The 15,115-nt window shown below is 52.5% G+C and carries 21 protein-coding genes; 15 read left to right on the top strand and 6 right to left on the bottom strand.

From position 1 onward, the window contains the following. Positions 1-28: 28 nt before the first annotated feature. Both yjfN and bsmA read right to left on the bottom strand, forming a co-directional pair. Complete coding sequence (yjfN, locus tag ACH0VJ_RS07475) at positions 29-304, bottom strand: DUF1471 family protease activator YjfN (protein WP_001518964.1); 276 nt, start codon at positions 302-304, stop codon at positions 29-31. A 130-nt stretch (positions 305-434) separates the two neighbouring features. Beyond that, the gene (gene bsmA / locus ACH0VJ_RS07470; protein ID WP_000586840.1) at positions 435-764 is read right to left on the bottom strand and encodes a biofilm peroxide resistance protein BsmA; all 330 of its coding nucleotides are present in this window, start codon (positions 762-764) and stop codon (positions 435-437) included. A 183-nt stretch (positions 765-947) separates the two neighbouring features. On the opposite strand from bsmA, the gene yjfP reads away from it, so the two are divergent. Further along, complete coding sequence (gene yjfP / locus ACH0VJ_RS07465) at positions 948-1,697, top strand: esterase (protein WP_000560313.1); 750 nt, start codon at positions 948-950, stop codon at positions 1,695-1,697. Here the strand turns inward: yjfP and ulaR are convergent. Then, a complete protein-coding gene (ulaR, locus tag ACH0VJ_RS07460) occupies positions 1,694-2,449 on the bottom strand; it encodes an HTH-type transcriptional regulator UlaR (protein WP_000133618.1) in 756 nt (251 codons plus the stop codon). The two genes, yjfP and ulaR, sit on opposite strands and share 4 nt — an antisense overlap. Before the next feature lie 104 nt (positions 2,450-2,553). Further along, positions 2,554-3,618 (bottom strand): L-ascorbate 6-phosphate lactonase, encoded by a 1,065-nt coding sequence (ulaG, locus tag ACH0VJ_RS07455; RefSeq protein ID WP_000049161.1) that lies wholly within the window; start codon positions 3,616-3,618, stop codon positions 2,554-2,556. Positions 3,619-3,980: 362 nt separating this feature from the next. On the opposite strand from ulaG, the gene ulaA reads away from it, so the two are divergent. Genes ulaA through ACH0VJ_RS07425 form a run of 6 tightly spaced genes read left to right on the top strand, consistent with a single transcriptional unit; the run spans position 3,981 to position 8,387 of the window. Then, a complete protein-coding gene (gene ulaA, locus ACH0VJ_RS07450; RefSeq protein WP_000404876.1) occupies positions 3,981-5,378 on the top strand; it encodes a PTS ascorbate transporter subunit IIC in 1,398 nt (465 codons plus the stop codon). 15 nt (positions 5,379-5,393) lie between these two features. After that, complete coding sequence (gene ulaB, locus ACH0VJ_RS07445) at positions 5,394-5,699, top strand: PTS ascorbate transporter subunit IIB (protein ID WP_000218362.1); 306 nt, start codon at positions 5,394-5,396, stop codon at positions 5,697-5,699. A 9-nt stretch (positions 5,700-5,708) separates the two neighbouring features. Further along, complete coding sequence (gene ulaC / locus ACH0VJ_RS07440; protein ID WP_000776531.1) at positions 5,709-6,173, top strand: PTS ascorbate transporter subunit IIA; 465 nt, start codon at positions 5,709-5,711, stop codon at positions 6,171-6,173. Between the two features lie 13 nt (positions 6,174-6,186). Beyond that, positions 6,187-6,837, top strand: coding sequence for a 3-keto-L-gulonate-6-phosphate decarboxylase UlaD (gene ulaD / locus ACH0VJ_RS07435; protein ID WP_000056761.1), 651 nt, complete (start codon positions 6,187-6,189; stop codon positions 6,835-6,837). Positions 6,838-6,846: 9 nt separating this feature from the next. After that, positions 6,847-7,701, top strand: coding sequence for an L-ribulose-5-phosphate 3-epimerase UlaE (gene ulaE, locus ACH0VJ_RS07430; protein ID WP_000949530.1), 855 nt, complete (start codon positions 6,847-6,849; stop codon positions 7,699-7,701). Further along, on the top strand, positions 7,701-8,387 hold the full coding sequence (locus ACH0VJ_RS07425; RefSeq protein WP_001170769.1) for an L-ribulose-5-phosphate 4-epimerase: 687 nt from the start codon (positions 7,701-7,703) through the stop codon (positions 8,385-8,387). Before ulaE ends, ACH0VJ_RS07425 begins: the two co-directional genes overlap by 1 nt. A gap of 128 nt (positions 8,388-8,515) precedes the next feature. Here ACH0VJ_RS07425 and yjfY read toward each other — a convergent pair whose 3' ends face one another. After that, positions 8,516-8,791, bottom strand: a complete 276-nt coding sequence (gene yjfY / locus ACH0VJ_RS07420) for a DUF1471 family protein YjfY (protein WP_023195975.1) — start codon at positions 8,789-8,791, stop codon at positions 8,516-8,518. Positions 8,792-8,984: 193 nt separating this feature from the next. Here yjfY and ACH0VJ_RS07415 point away from each other — a divergent pair, with 193 nt between their 5' ends. The 6 genes from ACH0VJ_RS07415 to ACH0VJ_RS07390 all read left to right on the top strand — a co-directional run bounded on the left by ACH0VJ_RS07415 (position 8,985) and on the right by ACH0VJ_RS07390 (position 11,775). Beyond that, positions 8,985-9,191: a hypothetical protein gene (locus ACH0VJ_RS07415; RefSeq protein ID WP_001541376.1), complete on the top strand. Its 207-nt coding sequence runs from the start codon at positions 8,985-8,987 to the stop codon at positions 9,189-9,191. 70 nt (positions 9,192-9,261) lie between these two features. Continuing rightward, positions 9,262-9,657: a 30S ribosomal protein S6 gene (rpsF, locus tag ACH0VJ_RS07410; RefSeq protein ID WP_001216673.1), complete on the top strand. Its 396-nt coding sequence runs from the start codon at positions 9,262-9,264 to the stop codon at positions 9,655-9,657. A gap of 6 nt (positions 9,658-9,663) precedes the next feature. Next, positions 9,664-9,978 (top strand): primosomal replication protein N, encoded by a 315-nt coding sequence (gene priB / locus ACH0VJ_RS07405; protein WP_001519453.1) that lies wholly within the window; start codon positions 9,664-9,666, stop codon positions 9,976-9,978. Between the two features lie 4 nt (positions 9,979-9,982). Further along, positions 9,983-10,210 carry a 30S ribosomal protein S18 gene (gene rpsR / locus ACH0VJ_RS07400; RefSeq protein WP_000135199.1) on the top strand — a complete coding sequence of 76 codons (228 nt, stop codon included), beginning with the start codon at positions 9,983-9,985 and terminating at the stop codon, positions 10,208-10,210. 41 nt (positions 10,211-10,251) lie between these two features. Continuing rightward, complete coding sequence (gene rplI, locus ACH0VJ_RS07395) at positions 10,252-10,701, top strand: 50S ribosomal protein L9 (protein WP_001196059.1); 450 nt, start codon at positions 10,252-10,254, stop codon at positions 10,699-10,701. 147 nt (positions 10,702-10,848) lie between these two features. Next, positions 10,849-11,775, top strand: coding sequence for a DMT family transporter (locus ACH0VJ_RS07390; RefSeq protein WP_000381064.1), 927 nt, complete (start codon positions 10,849-10,851; stop codon positions 11,773-11,775). A gap of 49 nt (positions 11,776-11,824) precedes the next feature. Here the strand turns inward: ACH0VJ_RS07390 and ACH0VJ_RS07385 are convergent, their stop codons facing one another. After that, positions 11,825-12,460: an OapA family protein gene (locus tag ACH0VJ_RS07385; protein WP_001119448.1), complete on the bottom strand. Its 636-nt coding sequence runs from the start codon at positions 12,458-12,460 to the stop codon at positions 11,825-11,827. A gap of 219 nt (positions 12,461-12,679) precedes the next feature. Between ACH0VJ_RS07385 and fklB the strand changes: the two genes are divergently transcribed. Continuing rightward, the gene (fklB, locus tag ACH0VJ_RS07380; RefSeq protein WP_000235159.1) at positions 12,680-13,300 is read left to right on the top strand and encodes an FKBP-type peptidyl-prolyl cis-trans isomerase; all 621 of its coding nucleotides are present in this window, start codon (positions 12,680-12,682) and stop codon (positions 13,298-13,300) included. A 295-nt stretch (positions 13,301-13,595) separates the two neighbouring features. Next, the gene (gene cycA, locus ACH0VJ_RS07375; RefSeq protein ID WP_000228322.1) at positions 13,596-15,005 is read left to right on the top strand and encodes a D-serine/D-alanine/glycine transporter; all 1,410 of its coding nucleotides are present in this window, start codon (positions 13,596-13,598) and stop codon (positions 15,003-15,005) included. The last annotated feature ends 110 nt before the right edge of the window (positions 15,006-15,115 follow it).

The raw sequence follows: 15,115 nt of genomic DNA, 5'->3' as shown, positions 1-15,115 counted from the left end.
CATGCCATCCGGCGCGAGCCACGCGGCATCAGGCATAGAGTATCGCCTGTACGCGCCAGTTATCCGACTGTTGTTCTTCATACATTTGAATAATTCTGTACCAGGACGCACCCTGTTCATCGGCTTTCAGGGCGATAATCCGCTCCACATCCTGTGGGTTTCCTGCAACATTACTGACCGAGATCAGGCCGATTTCATTCAGACCCGTTACGCAGTCAGCACTGGCGAATTCGGCAGACTGTGCCGTCGTACTCACCAGTCCGGCAGAAAGCAGCAGTGAGGATAAGGCAAGTTCTTGTTTCATCGTCAGCTCCTTATTACATACCCCGCATTTAACAGGACGCTCCATCACGGTAAACCTGTTTGTTTATTGTGCACAGGTAAACGCATAGGGGCGCAAAGCAATGTAAAACTGACTAAAAATCAATCTACTGTTATTGACGATACAAAATGGCTTGTGAATACCACTGGCCGGTTATAACCGTTTCATCAACCATTAAGATAACGTAATAATCGGCTTTCGCAGCGACGGCTTTCGCTCTGATTTCATCTATTGCATCATCCGGGGAGCCCCGAACCAGCGCGCTTACGGTCCCCATCCGCTGTAGTCCTTGCGTTTGATCGCGACGGATTTCCTGCGGGTGATCGGCGACAGGCGGCGCAGGTTGCGGCGTACCCTGCAGCACGCTACACGCGCTTAATAACAGCACTGCTATCAATGAAGCAAACCGACGCATAACTCTATCTCGTTTCCTGATAATCATAGTGTAATGCCTTATTGATTTCCCTTTAGGGGGAATGTTCCCGAAGTGTTACCTGTCACGCGATTTTCGAATGAAAACGTTGCGAAAGCGTAACCCAGTTCTCAAACATTATGAATTATTGCGCTATCCATAAACTTGCGTTAAGTATTTCTCCGTGGCATACCGGATAAAAAGGAGAGAATAATGATAGCGATTGAAACACGACAATTAGCCGGAGGCGTCGTACTACATGCCTTCCCGGAAGGGAGACGCGCCGTGCCGCTTCCCTGTGTGGTGTTCTATCATGGCTTCACCTCCTCCAGCCTGGTTTATAGTTATTTTGCCGTTGCCCTGGCACAGGCAGGATTCCGGGTAGTCATGCCGGATGCGCCGGAGCATGGCGCTCGCTTCGGCGGCGACTCACAGGGACGAATACACCGATTCTGGCAGATTCTGCACCAAAACATGCAGGAATTTACGACGTTACGTGCGGCGATTCAGGCGGAAAACTGGCTACTTGACGGGCGGTTGGCGGTGGGCGGCGCATCCATGGGCGGTATGACGGCGCTGGGCATTATGACGCGTCACCGTGAGGTAAAATGCGGGGCCAGTTTAATGGGGTCGGGCTATTTTACCGGGCTCGCCCGGACGCTTTTCCCGCCGTTATCCCCGCAGAACCCAGTACAGCAGGCGGAATTCGACAATATCATCGCGCCGCTACGTGAATGGGAAGTCACACACCAGTTAGAGCGACTGGCCGACAGGCCGCTTCTGTTGTGGCATGGTCAGGAGGATGACGTGGTGCCTGCTATCGAAACCTTCCGGCTCCAGCAGGCACTCGCCGCGGCGAAGCTGGATAAGCATGTGACCTGTTTATGGGCCGCAGGCGTGCGGCATCGCATTACGCCAGAAGCGTTGTCGGCGACGGTAGCGTTTTTCCGACAGCATCTTTAAACGCGGAGTATGCTTACACCCTGGGCTTCAAGCTGTTGCAAAACCTGCGGATTGGCATTTTTGCCGGTAATCAGCATAGCGATCTGATCGGCGCGGCTGAACAGCATTCCCGCGCGCTCGCCAATTTTACTGCTATCGACCAGCGCGACCAGTTTCCCGACGACGCTGAGCATTTTTTGTTCCGCCATGGCGGTTAGCATATCGGTCTTGTACAGGCCATCCGCGGTTAAGCCCTTTCCGCTGGTAAACATCCAGTGGCCAGCATAGAGACTGTTTTCACTTCCCTGCGGGCTCAGGGTAATCGACTGGCTTTTATTATACTGACCACCCATGATAATCACGCTGTCATGCTCTTGATCGATCAGATAATTCGCCAGCGGCAGATAGTTGGTAATGATCTGTACCGGCTTCCCGCACATTTCGCGCCCCAGCAGGAAAGCGGTGGAGCCGCAGTTAATCACTACGCTTTCACCCGGGTTTACCAGCTGCGACGCCGCTTTCGCGATGCGTACTTTTTCATCGTGGTTTTGCGCCTGGTGCAGATTCATCGGCGTCCAGCGGGGCCGCTGTTGGGTAATGGCCTCTGCGCCGTTGCGCACTTTTTTAAGTTTCCCGCTTTCGTCGAGCTTGTTGATGTCGCGGCGCGCTGTCGCCGGGGAGATCCCCAGACGCTCAATCACGTTTTCGACGGTAACAAAGCCCAACTGTGCCAGCATATCCAGCAGTATTTGATGTCTTTGTGCTTCAGTCATGAGCTATTCCGATACAAATTGATTTGAAAAGATGATATTTGAAATAGCCTGGAAATACTAAAGTAAATGGAAAAAATGCCGGGTAATCCCGGCATGATATCGGCTCACAGGAAGGATTTGAACGGTAGATCGGGTTCAATGGTAAAGCAATCGTCAAACCCACGCGGATAGTGGTATTCGAAATTGTCTTTATCCAGCGGCCAGGTAAACTTGCCGCCAACCTGCCAGATAAACGGTTTAAAACCATACTTCAGGCGATCTTTCTTCATTTCCCATAACACGCGGATCTCTTGCGGATCGGCCTGGAAGTTCGACCAGATATCGTGATGGAACGGGATCACCACTTTGGTATTCAGCGATTCCGCCATGCGTAAAATATCCGCGCTGGTCATTTTGTCCGTAATACCGCGCGGGTTTTCACCGTAAGAACCGAGCGCGACATCAATTTGATGTTCGTTGCCGTGTTTCGCGTAGTAGTTGGAATAGTGAGAATCGCCGCTGTGATAGAGATTGCCGCCCGGCGTTTTAAACAGATAGTTAACCGCGCGTACATCCATGCCGTCCGGCAGTACGCCAGCGGCTTTCTGATCGGCGGGCAGGGTGATTAATGCGGTGCGGTCAAAGGCATCAAGCGCATGAATTTCAATATCTTTCACTTTCACGACATCGCCCGGTTTTACCACGATGCAGCGTTCTTTCGGCACGCCCCAGCCAACCCATAAATCCACGCAGGTCTGCGGGCCGATAAACGGAACATCATCGGCGCAATTCTGCATTACGGCAGCCGCGACATTGACGTCAATGTGATCGTTATGGTCATGGGTCGCCAGTACGGCGTCAATTTGACGGATAGCGAAAGGATCGAGAACAAACGGCGTGGTGCGCAGGTTAGGCTGTAATTTTTTGACGCCAGCCATACGCTGCATCTGATGGCCGGTTTTCATCAACGGGTTACCGTGGCTCTGTTTACCGGTACCGCACCAGAAATCGACGCATACGTTAGTGCCGCCTTCAGATTTTAGCCAGATACCGGTACAGCCCAGCCACCACATAGCGAACGTACCCGGCGCGACCTGCTCTTGCTCAATCTCTTCGTTCAGCCAGCTTCCCCACTCCGGAAACGTGCTCAGAATCCATGATTCACGCGTGATGCTTTGTACTTTACTCATCGCATTTACCTTCATGTTTGTTCAAAATAGTTCAAAACGTGATTTGTTTTGATTAATCCTGACACTATTTTCTCAAGAAGGCAATGGGCTATTTTTTGACTTTTGGGTAGAGGAGAACGCAGCCAGAAGAAAACTTAATCTTTTCTGGCGTCATGGGGATGTATTCATCTTTATGATTTTACTTATTTTAATGAAGAAATGAGTTATTTATAAGTAAACCATGTATTAAGTGTGCTAATTATTTGCGCGCTACGTCACATTTAATCAAATTCAATCTTGTTGTGATTACTTTTGAAAATTACAGTGGAGGGACATTATTCTGAGCGCCTGTGACTCAGCAACCTTGTCTACCGGAGATCGTTATGGAGATCCTCTACAACATCTTTACCATTTTTTTTAATCAGGTAATGACCAATGCCCCGCTATTACTGGGTATTGTGACCTGCCTGGGCTATATCCTGCTGCGTAAAAGCGTCAGCGTGATCATCAAAGGGACGATCAAAACCATCATTGGTTTCATGCTGCTACAGGCCGGGTCCGGCATTCTGACCAGCACCTTTAAACCGGTGGTGGCGAAAATGTCTGAGGTCTACGGCATCAACGGCGCGATTTCCGATACCTATGCTTCGATGATGGCAACGATCGAACGGATGGGTGATGCGTATAGTTGGGTAGGCTACGCGGTGTTGCTCGCGCTGGCGCTGAATATTTGTTACGTCTTGTTGCGACGCATTACCGGTATTCGCACCATCATGTTGACCGGGCACATCATGTTCCAGCAGGCGGGGCTGATTGCGGTCTCTTTCTATATCTTCGGCTATTCCATGTGGACCACCATTATCTGCACGGCGATACTGGTTTCCCTGTACTGGGGTATTACCTCCAACATGATGTACAAGCCGACTCAGGAAGTGACGGACGGCTGCGGTTTCTCCATCGGTCACCAGCAGCAGTTTGCTTCCTGGATTGCCTATAAAGTCGCGCCGTTCCTGGGCAAAAAAGAGGAAAGCGTTGAAGACCTCAAACTGCCGGGCTGGCTGAACATTTTCCATGACAACATCGTCTCCACGGCGATTGTAATGACCATCTTCTTTGGTGCCATTCTGCTCTCCTTCGGTATCGACACCGTGCAGGCGATGGCGGGCAAAGTGCACTGGACGGTCTACATCCTGCAAACCGGTTTCTCCTTTGCGGTGGCGATTTTCATTATTACTCAGGGCGTGCGTATGTTTGTCGCCGAGCTCTCTGAAGCGTTTAACGGTATCTCCCAGCGTCTGATTCCGGGCGCAGTACTGGCGATTGACTGCGCCGCTATTTATAGCTTCGCGCCGAACGCGGTGGTCTGGGGCTTTATGTGGGGCACCATCGGTCAGCTGATTGCGGTTGGCATCCTGGTTGCCTGCGGCTCCTCGATCCTGATTATTCCTGGCTTTATCCCGATGTTCTTCTCTAACGCCACTATCGGCGTGTTCGCTAACCACTTCGGCGGCTGGCGTGCGGCGCTGAAGATTTGTCTGGTGATGGGGATGATCGAAATCTTTGGTTGCGTCTGGGCGGTGAAACTCACGGGGATGAGCGCCTGGATGGGTATGGCGGACTGGTCGATTCTGGCACCGCCGATGATGCAGGGCTTCTTCTCCCTCGGTATCGCCTTTATGGCCGTCATCATTGTAATTGCACTGGCTTATATGTTCTTCGCTGGCCGCGCACTGCGCGCAGAAGAAGATGCAGAAAAACAACTGGCAGAACAGTCTGCTTAATAAGGAGTTTTGATTATGACCGTACGTATTCTGGCTGTGTGTGGCAACGGACAGGGCAGTTCCATGATCATGAAAATGAAAGTGGACCAGTTTTTAACCCAATCAAACATTGACCACACGGTAAACAGCTGCGCGGTTGGCGAGTACAAAAGCGAGTTGAGCGGCGCGGATATCATCATCGCTTCTACCCATATTGCGGGCGAAATCACCGTGACCGGCAACAAATATGTGGTTGGCGTGCGTAACATGCTCTCTCCTGCTGACTTCGGCCCGAAACTGCTGGAAGTGATCAAAGAACATTTCCCGCAAGACGTGAAGTAAGGATGCAACATGAAATTACGTGATTCACTGGCGGAGAATAATTCTATCCGCCTGCAGGCTGAAGCGAATACCTGGCAGGAAGCCGTCAAGATCGGCGTCGATTTACTGGTGGCTGCCGACGTGGTGGAGCCGCGCTATTACCAGGCCATTCTCGATGGCGTTGAGCAGTTTGGCCCCTATTTTGTGATTGCCCCCGGCCTGGCGATGCCGCATGGCCGCCCGGAAGAAGGGGTGAAGAAAACCGGTTTTTCGCTGGTGACGCTGAAAAAGCCGCTGGAGTTCAACCACGAAGATAACGACCCGGTCGATATTCTGATCACCATGGCGGCGGTTGATGCCAACACTCACCAGGAAGTGGGCATCATGCAGATCGTCAACCTGTTTGAAGACGAAGCTAATTTTGACCGTTTACGCGCCTGCCGCACCGCGCAGGAAGTCCTGGATCTCATTGACCGCACCAACGCGGCAGCTTAAGAAGGAATTGAAAATGTCATTACCAATGTTGCAGGTCGCGCTGGACAACCAGACTATGGATAGCGCCTATGAAACCACTCGCCTGATTGCCGAAGAAGTCGACATTATCGAAGTGGGCACCATTCTGTGCGTGGGCGAAGGCGTGCGTGCGGTTCGCGATCTGAAAGCGCTTTACCCGCACAAAATCGTGCTGGCGGACGCCAAAATTGCCGATGCCGGTAAAATCCTCTCCCGTATGTGTTTCGAAGCCAACGCGGACTGGGTGACGGTGATTTGCTGTGCGGATATCAACACCGCAAAAGGCGCGCTGGATGTGGCAAAAGAGTTCAACGGCGACGTGCAGATCGAACTGACCGGTTACTGGACCTGGGAACAGGCGCAGCAGTGGCGTGATGCGGGTATTCAGCAGGTGGTTTATCACCGCAGCCGTGACGCGCAGGCCGCAGGCGTGGCGTGGGGTGAAGCGGATATTACCGCGATTAAACGGCTGTCCGATATGGGCTTTAAAGTGACCGTGACCGGCGGACTGGCGCTGGAAGACCTGCCTCTGTTCAAAGGCATTCCGATCCATGTCTTTATCGCGGGGCGCAGCATTCGCGATGCCGAATCGCCGGTAGAAGCCGCACGGCAGTTCAAACGCTCCATTGCCCAACTGTGGGGCTAAGGAGCGGCTATGCTGTCGAAACAAATTCCGCTCGGCATCTATGAAAAAGCGCTCCCTGCCGGGGAGTGCTGGCTGGAGCGCCTGCGGCTGGCGAAAACGCTGGGTTTTGACTTCGTTGAAATGTCGGTGGACGAGACCGACGCCCGACTGGCGCGGCTCGACTGGAGTCGCGAGCAGCGCCTGGCGCTGGTGAGCGCGGTTGCTGAAACCGGCGTGCGTGTGCCGTCCATGTGTCTGAGCGCGCATCGTCGTTTTCCGCTCGGTAGCGAAGATGACGCGGTACGGGCGCAGGGGCTGGAGATTATGCGTAAAGCGATTCAGTTTGCGCAGGACGTCGGGATTCGCGTCATTCAACTGGCGGGGTACGACGTTTACTATCAGCAGGCCAACGACGAAACGCGTTGCCGCTTCCGCGATGGGTTAAAAGAGAGCGTTGATATGGCCAGCCGCGCCCAGGTGACGCTGGCGATGGAGATCATGGACTACCCGCTGATGAATTCCATCAGTAAAGCGCTGGGCTATGCTCACTACCTCAATAACCCGTGGTTCCAGCTCTATCCGGATATCGGCAATCTGTCTGCCTGGGATAACGACGTACAGATGGAGCTACAGGCGGGAATCGGGCATATCGTCGCGGTACACGTCAAAGATACTAAACCCGGCGTGTTCAAAAATGTGCCGTTTGGCGAAGGCGTTGTCGATTTCGAACGCTGCTTCGAAACGCTCAAACAGAGTGGCTATTGCGGGCCCTATCTGATTGAGATGTGGAGCGAAACAGCAGAGAACCCGGCGGCAGAGGTAGCGAAAGCGCGTGACTGGGTGAAAGCGCGCATGGCCAGCGCCGGTCTGGTGGAGGCAGCCTAATGCAAAAGCTCAAGCAGCAGGTATTTGACGCTAACATGGATTTGCCCCGTTATGGACTGGTGACGTTTACCTGGGGCAACGTCAGCGCTATCGATCGCGAACGCGGGCTGGTGGTGATTAAGCCAAGCGGTGTCGCCTATGAAACCATGAAGGTAGATGACATGGTGGTGGTGGATATGGATGGCAAAGTGGTGGAGGGAGGTTATCGTCCTTCTTCCGATACCGCTACCCATCTGGCGCTGTATCAACGCTATCCGTCGCTTGGCGGCGTCGTTCATACCCACTCCACCCACGCCACGGCATGGGCGCAGGCGGGGATGGCTATTCCGGCGCTCGGTACCACGCACGCGGACTATTTCTTTGGCGATATTCCTTGTACCAGGGCGTTAAGCGAAGAAGAAGTGCAGGGCGAGTACGAGCTGAACACCGGTAAGGTGATCATCGAAACGCTGGGCGAGGTGGAACCGCTGCATACGCCAGGCATTGTCGTGTATCAACACGGGCCATTCGCCTGGGGGAAAGATGCGCACGATGCGGTACATAACGCGGTCGTCATGGAAGAAGTGGCGAGAATGGCGTGGATTGCGCGCGGTATTAACCCTGGCCTCAACCCCATCGACGATTATCTGATGAACAAGCACTTCATGCGTAAGCATGGCCCGAATGCGTATTACGGGCAGAAGTGAAGTATGAGCTCCGGAATGTGAATATTATCGGGATGTCACAGGTCTAATTCCGGAGCCATCTTTCCGCGAAAAAAGCCCCCTGTTCAGGGGGCAAATCAACTATGGCTTTTTCGTTGGTTTTCCTGATGCTAGCGATAAATATTCGCGCTGGCGTGTATATTGCCATTGCTACCCGGTTCCCGGATAAATATGACGTGATAATACATTGCGTTTCGCACGTCGGCCTCTTCATTCAGCGCCAGATTGGCTTCACTTTCCGTGGCGAAGTTATGGTTGATGTAGATTACGCCTAAGCTGCGCACATCATCCATATTTCTGGCCTGATGATTATTTAACTCGACGGCTGCCGTTGCCGTTATGCCAGGCAAAAGTGCAGCCAGAAATAACATTATCCGGGCTCGCATAGAGTACCTCCTCAGCAGCGCGGTCTGGTTGGCGATATCCCCCTTTAGTGAATCGCTTCTGGTTTAATTTTAACCATAACCCGCCGCAGAGATGGCGACCTTTTCTGATGCTGTTGTTCAAAAAATTATTGCATTGTCGTTTTTTACCTGATTAACAACCCATTGATGTATGCCGCCATGTTTAAGAAATCCTGTGTGGCAAAAAAGTGCGCTGACCACAGTGTCAATTTCTCTGCCGCAACAGGCCGTTTATAGTGGCATGCGATATGAAGTTAATATCTCAGCAGCAAAATGTGACGGGACAGGCGTTACGTTCGGCACGATAAATAATTGTACAATCACCTTGAGTTTGCCCGCAGGCGCCAGTATTATAACGCGTCATTTTTCAGCCGACCTTTAACACGTTCCTTGCCTCCATGGGCCGCGGCTGACCCAGACAGGAGGCTGAATAATCCGTAAGGAGCAATTCGATGCGTCATTACGAAATCGTTTTTATGGTCCATCCTGACCAGAGCGAACAGGTTCCGGGCATGATCGAGCGTTACTCTGCCGCCATCACTGGCGCAGAAGGCAAGATCCACCGTCTGGAAGACTGGGGCCGCCGTCAGCTGGCTTACCCGATCAACAAACTGCACAAAGCGCACTACGTTCTGATGAACGTTGAAGCGCCGCAGGAAGTGATCGATGAGCTGGAAACTACCTTCCGCTTCAACGATGCCGTTATCCGCAGCATGGTTATGCGTACTAAGCACGCTGTTACCGAAGCCTCTCCGATGGTTAAAGCGAAAGACGAGCGCCGTGAGCGTCGCGATGATTTCGCTAACGAAACCGCAGATGATGCTGAAGCTGGGGATTCTGAAGAGTAATTTCTGATGACCAACCGTCTGGCGTTGTCCGGCACCGTGTGCAGGGCCCCCCTTCGAAAGGTCAGTCCATCAGGAATTCCGCATTGCCAGTTCGTGCTTGAGCATCGTTCTGTGCAAGAGGAAGCCGGCTTTCACCGGCAGGCGTGGTGCCAAATGCCCGTTATTGTTAGCGGACACGAAAACCAGGCCATTACTCACAGTATAACGGTCGGCAGCCGCATAACCGTTCAGGGGTTTATTTCTTGCCACAAGGCAAAGAACGGTCTGAGCAAAATGGTTCTGCATGCCGAGCAGATTGAATTGATAGATTCTGGAGACTAGCCATATGGCACGTTATTTCCGTCGTCGCAAGTTCTGCCGTTTCACCGCGGAAGGCGTTCAAGAGATCGACTATAAAGATATCGCTACGCTGAAAAACTACATCACCGAAAGCGGTAAGATTGTCCCAAGCCGTATCACCGGTACCCGTGCAAAATACCAGCGTCAGCTGGCTCGCGCTATCAAACGCGCTCGCTACCTGTCTCTGCTGCCGTACACTGATCGCCATCAGTAATCGGTCACGGTCCATTAATACGACTTTGAGAGGATAAGGTAATGCAAGTTATTCTGCTTGATAAAGTAGCAAACCTGGGTAGCCTGGGTGATCAGGTTAACGTTAAAGCGGGCTATGCTCGTAACTTCCTGGTACCAAAGGGTAAAGCTGTTCCGGCTACCAAGAAAAACGTTGAATACTTCGAAGCACGTCGCGCTGAACTGGAAGCTAAACTGGCTGACGTTCTGGCTGCTGCAAATGCACGCGCAGAGAAAATCAACGCCCTGGAAACCGTTACTATCGCGTCTAAAGCAGGCGACGAAGGTAAACTGTTCGGTTCCATCGGTACTCGCGACATCGCTGACGCTGTGACTGCAGCTGGCGTTGACGTGGCTAAGAGCGAAGTTCGTCTGCCGAACGGCGTTCTGCGTACCACTGGCGAACACGAAGTGAACTTCCAGGTTCACAGCGAAGTATTCGCAAAAGTTATCATCAACGTGGTTGCTGAGTAATCAGGCATTCTCGTTTTTGCTAGCAACGAAACGTCGGCCCAGCGCCGACGTTTTGCTTTTTTAACCCCATCGCTTTTCGACTGGCTATCTCCCCCTCTTTTCGCGATAATCAAAAATAAAACATTATTTTAATTTCTTGGTGAAAGAATGGATACCCAACGCCAGGCCTCCCCGTTTGCCCGCAAAAACGTCGTTTATGTGTGTGCCGCATTTTGTTGCCTGCTATGGGGCAGCGCTTATCCAGCCATCAAAAGCGGTTATGACCTCTTTCAGATAGCCACCGACGATATCCCTTCTAAAATTGTTTTTGCTGGTTATCGTTTTTTGTTTGCGGGTGGGTTGCTGCTACTGTTCGCGCTGCTTCAGCGTAAACCGATTGGTCGGTTTCGTCCGCGCCAGTTTGCTCAGTTAACGTTACTGGGGCTGACTCAGACGTCGCTGCAATATCTCTTTTTCTATATCGGCCTTGCGTTCACCTCCGGCGTGAAAGGCTCAATCATGAACGCGACAGGCACATTCTTCAGCGTATTGCTGGCGCACTTTATTTATCAGAACGACCGATTGAACTACAACAAAACGCTCGGCTGTATTCTGGGCTTTGCGGGCGTCATGGCGGTGAACGTCAGCAACGGCCTGGATTTCAGCTTTAATCTGCCGGGAGAAGGCTCCGTGGTGCTGGCGGCGTTTATTCTTTCTGCGGCCACATTGTATGGCAAACGTCTCTCGCAGACGGTCGATCCGATGGTCATGACTGGCTATCAATTGGGGATTGGCGGTCTGGTACTGGTCATTGGCGGTTACGTTTTTGGCGGTACGCTGACGATACATGGCTTCTCGTCGGTGGCGATTTTAGTCTACCTGACGTTACTCTCGTCGGTCGCTTTTGCGCTATGGAGCATTTTACTCAAATATAATCGCGTGGGGATGATTGCGCCGTTTAACTTTCTGATCCCGGTTTCCGGCGCGGCTCTTTCGGCTATTTTTCTCGGCGAGAATATATTGGAGTGGAAATACATGATTGCGCTGGTGCTGGTGTGTTCGGGGATTTGGTGGGTGAATAAGGTGAAGCGGTAATGCTTCACCTGAACGAATAGGGTATAGACGGGGTAAGGCGCAGCCGGCGTTACTGTGCGCGAATAAAACTGCCGTCAGGCTGACGCGTAAACAGCACCTGTTGACCGTTATCGCCATCTATCGTTAAACCTGTCACCACCCCGCTGGCATTCTGGCGAATTTTAATCATTTGACCATTTTTGAGATTACTCAGCGGCTTGCCAGCGCCTTCTACCTGCGCCATTGCATAAACGTCTGTCGGGGGCAGTCCGTGGTCACGGAACAGTTGCGCCAGAGTTTTACCAGACTCTACCCGGTACGAGCGCCACTGTTGACCGATGCCGCTATCCTGCTGGAAAGGCTGCGTTTGCGGCTGGTTTTGTTCTTCCGGCTGGCCTTCCTGGATAGGTTCCGGCGCAACGGGCGCCACCTGATCCGGATCGTTTTGCGGCGCGACCAGCTGCGCCTGAAGCTGGGCCTCCGTCGGCGGCTGTGATTGCGATTGCAGATCCAATTGCGCTTCCCGCGTGACGACAGGCGAGTCGCTGGTCTCGCTGGCGGGCAGCAGGAAACCGATCACCAGCACGATAGCGGCAATGATAATGCCACGACGATGCATAGGCGGCAGCGGCTCCATGATGCGAAAATTATCCGGCGCGTGCCAGATTTTCGCCAGGGTTGGTTTTAATTCAAAGCGCCCGGGCATGGTTTACCTCCTGCTCCGCATCTCGTTCCTTAATCATAGAGTATAGATGGCTAACGCTATGATACTGGTAGTGCTATCCGCTTTCGTGACATCAATACGGATAATCTATTGTTTCTTTTTCCCTGCGATTTGTCATCCTCCCTGAGACAAAGTTTTACCAGAAGAAGCGTGGCTGTTATGCTGCCCGCTACTTTTTTGATATCCGATGAAGGAAAAATAATGGCCACCCCGACTTTTGACACTATTGAAGCGCAAGCGAGCTATGGCATTGGTTTGCAGGTAGGGCAGCAGCTTAGCGAATCCGGTCTTGAAGGGCTATTGCCTGAAGCGCTGGTTGCAGGCATTGCTGATGCGCTGGAAGGTAAACACCCGGCGGTTCCTGTTGATGTGGTGCATCGTGCGCTGCGTGAAATTCATGAGCGTGCGGACGCGGTGCGTCGTGAGCGTTTCAAAGCAATGGCGGCCGAAGGCGTGAAATACCTGGAAGAAAACCGCGAAAAAGACGGTGTGAACAGTACTGAATCTGGTTTACAGTTCCGCGTTCTGATGCAGGGCGAAGGCGCGATTCCGGCGCGTACCGACCGCGTACGCGTGCATTACACCGGTAAGCTTATTGATGGCACCGTATTTGACAGCTCCGTCGCGCGCGGCGAACCGGCTGAATTCCCGGTAAATGGCGTGATCGCCGGCTGGATTGAAGCTCTGACTCTGATGCCGGTAGGTTCCAAATGGGAACTGACTATCCCACAGGAGCTGGCCTATGGCGAGCGTGGGGCCGGGGCCTCTATTCCGCCATTCAGCACCCTGGTGTTTGAAGTGGAACTGCTGGAAATTCTCTAAGCGCCCCGGGTTTGCCGGATGACGGCGTAAACGCCTTATCCGGCAATCCTGACTTCAGCAGATGCCAATATTTTATTTTGCAAATGGCGTCGTTACGTGTATTTTTGTGAGCTAATTCGCATTATCAAAGTGATATAACACTCATTTTAAACATAAAATTAACATTGTATTTGAATCTGAGTATTCATCCCGCCGATTCTTACCTAATATCGATGAGTCCTGATAACAGGATCGTCGTATCATAGACCAAAGGCCGTAGAGCCCGCACAACACAGACAGGTACAGGAAGAAAAACATGGTAGATCAGGTAAAAGTCGCAGCCGACGAACAGGCTCCGGCTGAACAGTCGCTACGGCGCAATCTTACAAACCGTCATATACAGCTTATCGCTATTGGCGGCGCTATTGGTACCGGTCTGTTTATGGGATCGGGTAAAACGATCAGTCTCGCCGGACCGTCGATCATTTTTGTTTATATGATCATCGGTTTTATGCTTTTTTTCGTGATGCGCGCCATGGGGGAATTGCTGCTCTCGAATCTGGAATATAAATCGTTTAGCGATTTTGCTTCCGACCTGCTTGGCCCCTGGGCGGGATATTTTACTGGCTGGACGTACTGGTTTTGCTGGGTAGTGACCGGTATGGCTGACGTGGTGGCGATTACCGCCTACGCGCAGTTCTGGTTTCCCGGCCTTTCCGATTGGGTCGCCTCGCTGGCGGTAGTGATCCTGCTGCTAAGCCTCAACCTCGCCACCGTTAAAATGTTTGGTGAAATGGAATTTTGGTTTGCCATGGTCAAAATTGTCGCCATTGTGGCGTTGATTGTGGTCGGGCTGGTGATGATTGCGATGCACTTTAAATCGCCGACAGGCGTTGAAGCGTCTTTCGCGCATCTGTGGAATGACGGCGGCTGGTTCCCGAAAGGTATTAGCGGGTTCTTTGCCGGTTTCCAGATTGCAGTGTTCGCTTTCGTGGGCATTGAGCTGGTTGGTACTACCGCCGCAGAAACTAAAGATCCGGAAAAATCGCTGCCGCGCGCGATTAACTCAATACCGATCCGTATCATCATGTTCTACGTCTTTGCGCTGATTGTCATTATGTCGGTGACGCCGTGGAGTTCCGTGGTGCCGGATAAGAGCCCGTTTGTTGAGCTGTTTGTACTGGTGGGTCTGCCTGCCGCTGCGAGCGTGATCAACTTTGTCGTGCTGACCTCGGCGGCGTCTTCCGCCAACAGCGGCGTCTTCTCGACCAGCCGTATGCTGTTTGGCCTGGCGCAAGAAGGCGTGGCGCCAAAAGCGTTCGCTAAGCTATCGAAACGCGCGGTACCGGCGAAAGGCCTGACCTTCTCCTGTATCTGCCTGCTGGGCGGCGTGGTTATGCTGATGGTCAACCCGAGCGTGATTGGCGCATTCACCATGATCACTACGGTTTCGGCTATCCTGTTTATGTTTGTCTGGACCATCATTCTGTGTTCATACCTGGTGTACCGCAAAAAGCGTCCCCACCTGCATGAGAAATCCATCTATAAGATGCCGCTCGGTAAGCTGATGTGCTGGGTCTGTATGGCGTTCTTTGCGTTCGTGCTGGTATTACTGACGCTGGAAGACGATACGCGCCAGGCGCTGATCGTGACGCCGCTGTGGTTTATCGCGTTGGGTCTGGGCTGGCTGTTGATAGGTAAGAAACGGATGGCGGGAATGCGTTAATTGTTTTGCCCGGTGGCGCTGGCGCTTACCGGGCTTACAGCGTAGCGTTGATTTGGAGGCCGGATAAGGCGCAGTTTACAGCCGCCATCCGGCAAAATGCCCGGCTGGCG

It is taken from the genome of Salmonella sp. 2020_1459, from assembly GCF_043847915.1.
Taxonomy (GTDB): Bacteria; Pseudomonadota; Gammaproteobacteria; order Enterobacterales; family Enterobacteriaceae; genus Salmonella; species Salmonella enterica.
This window is presented reverse-complemented; position numbering and strand designations above follow the sequence as displayed.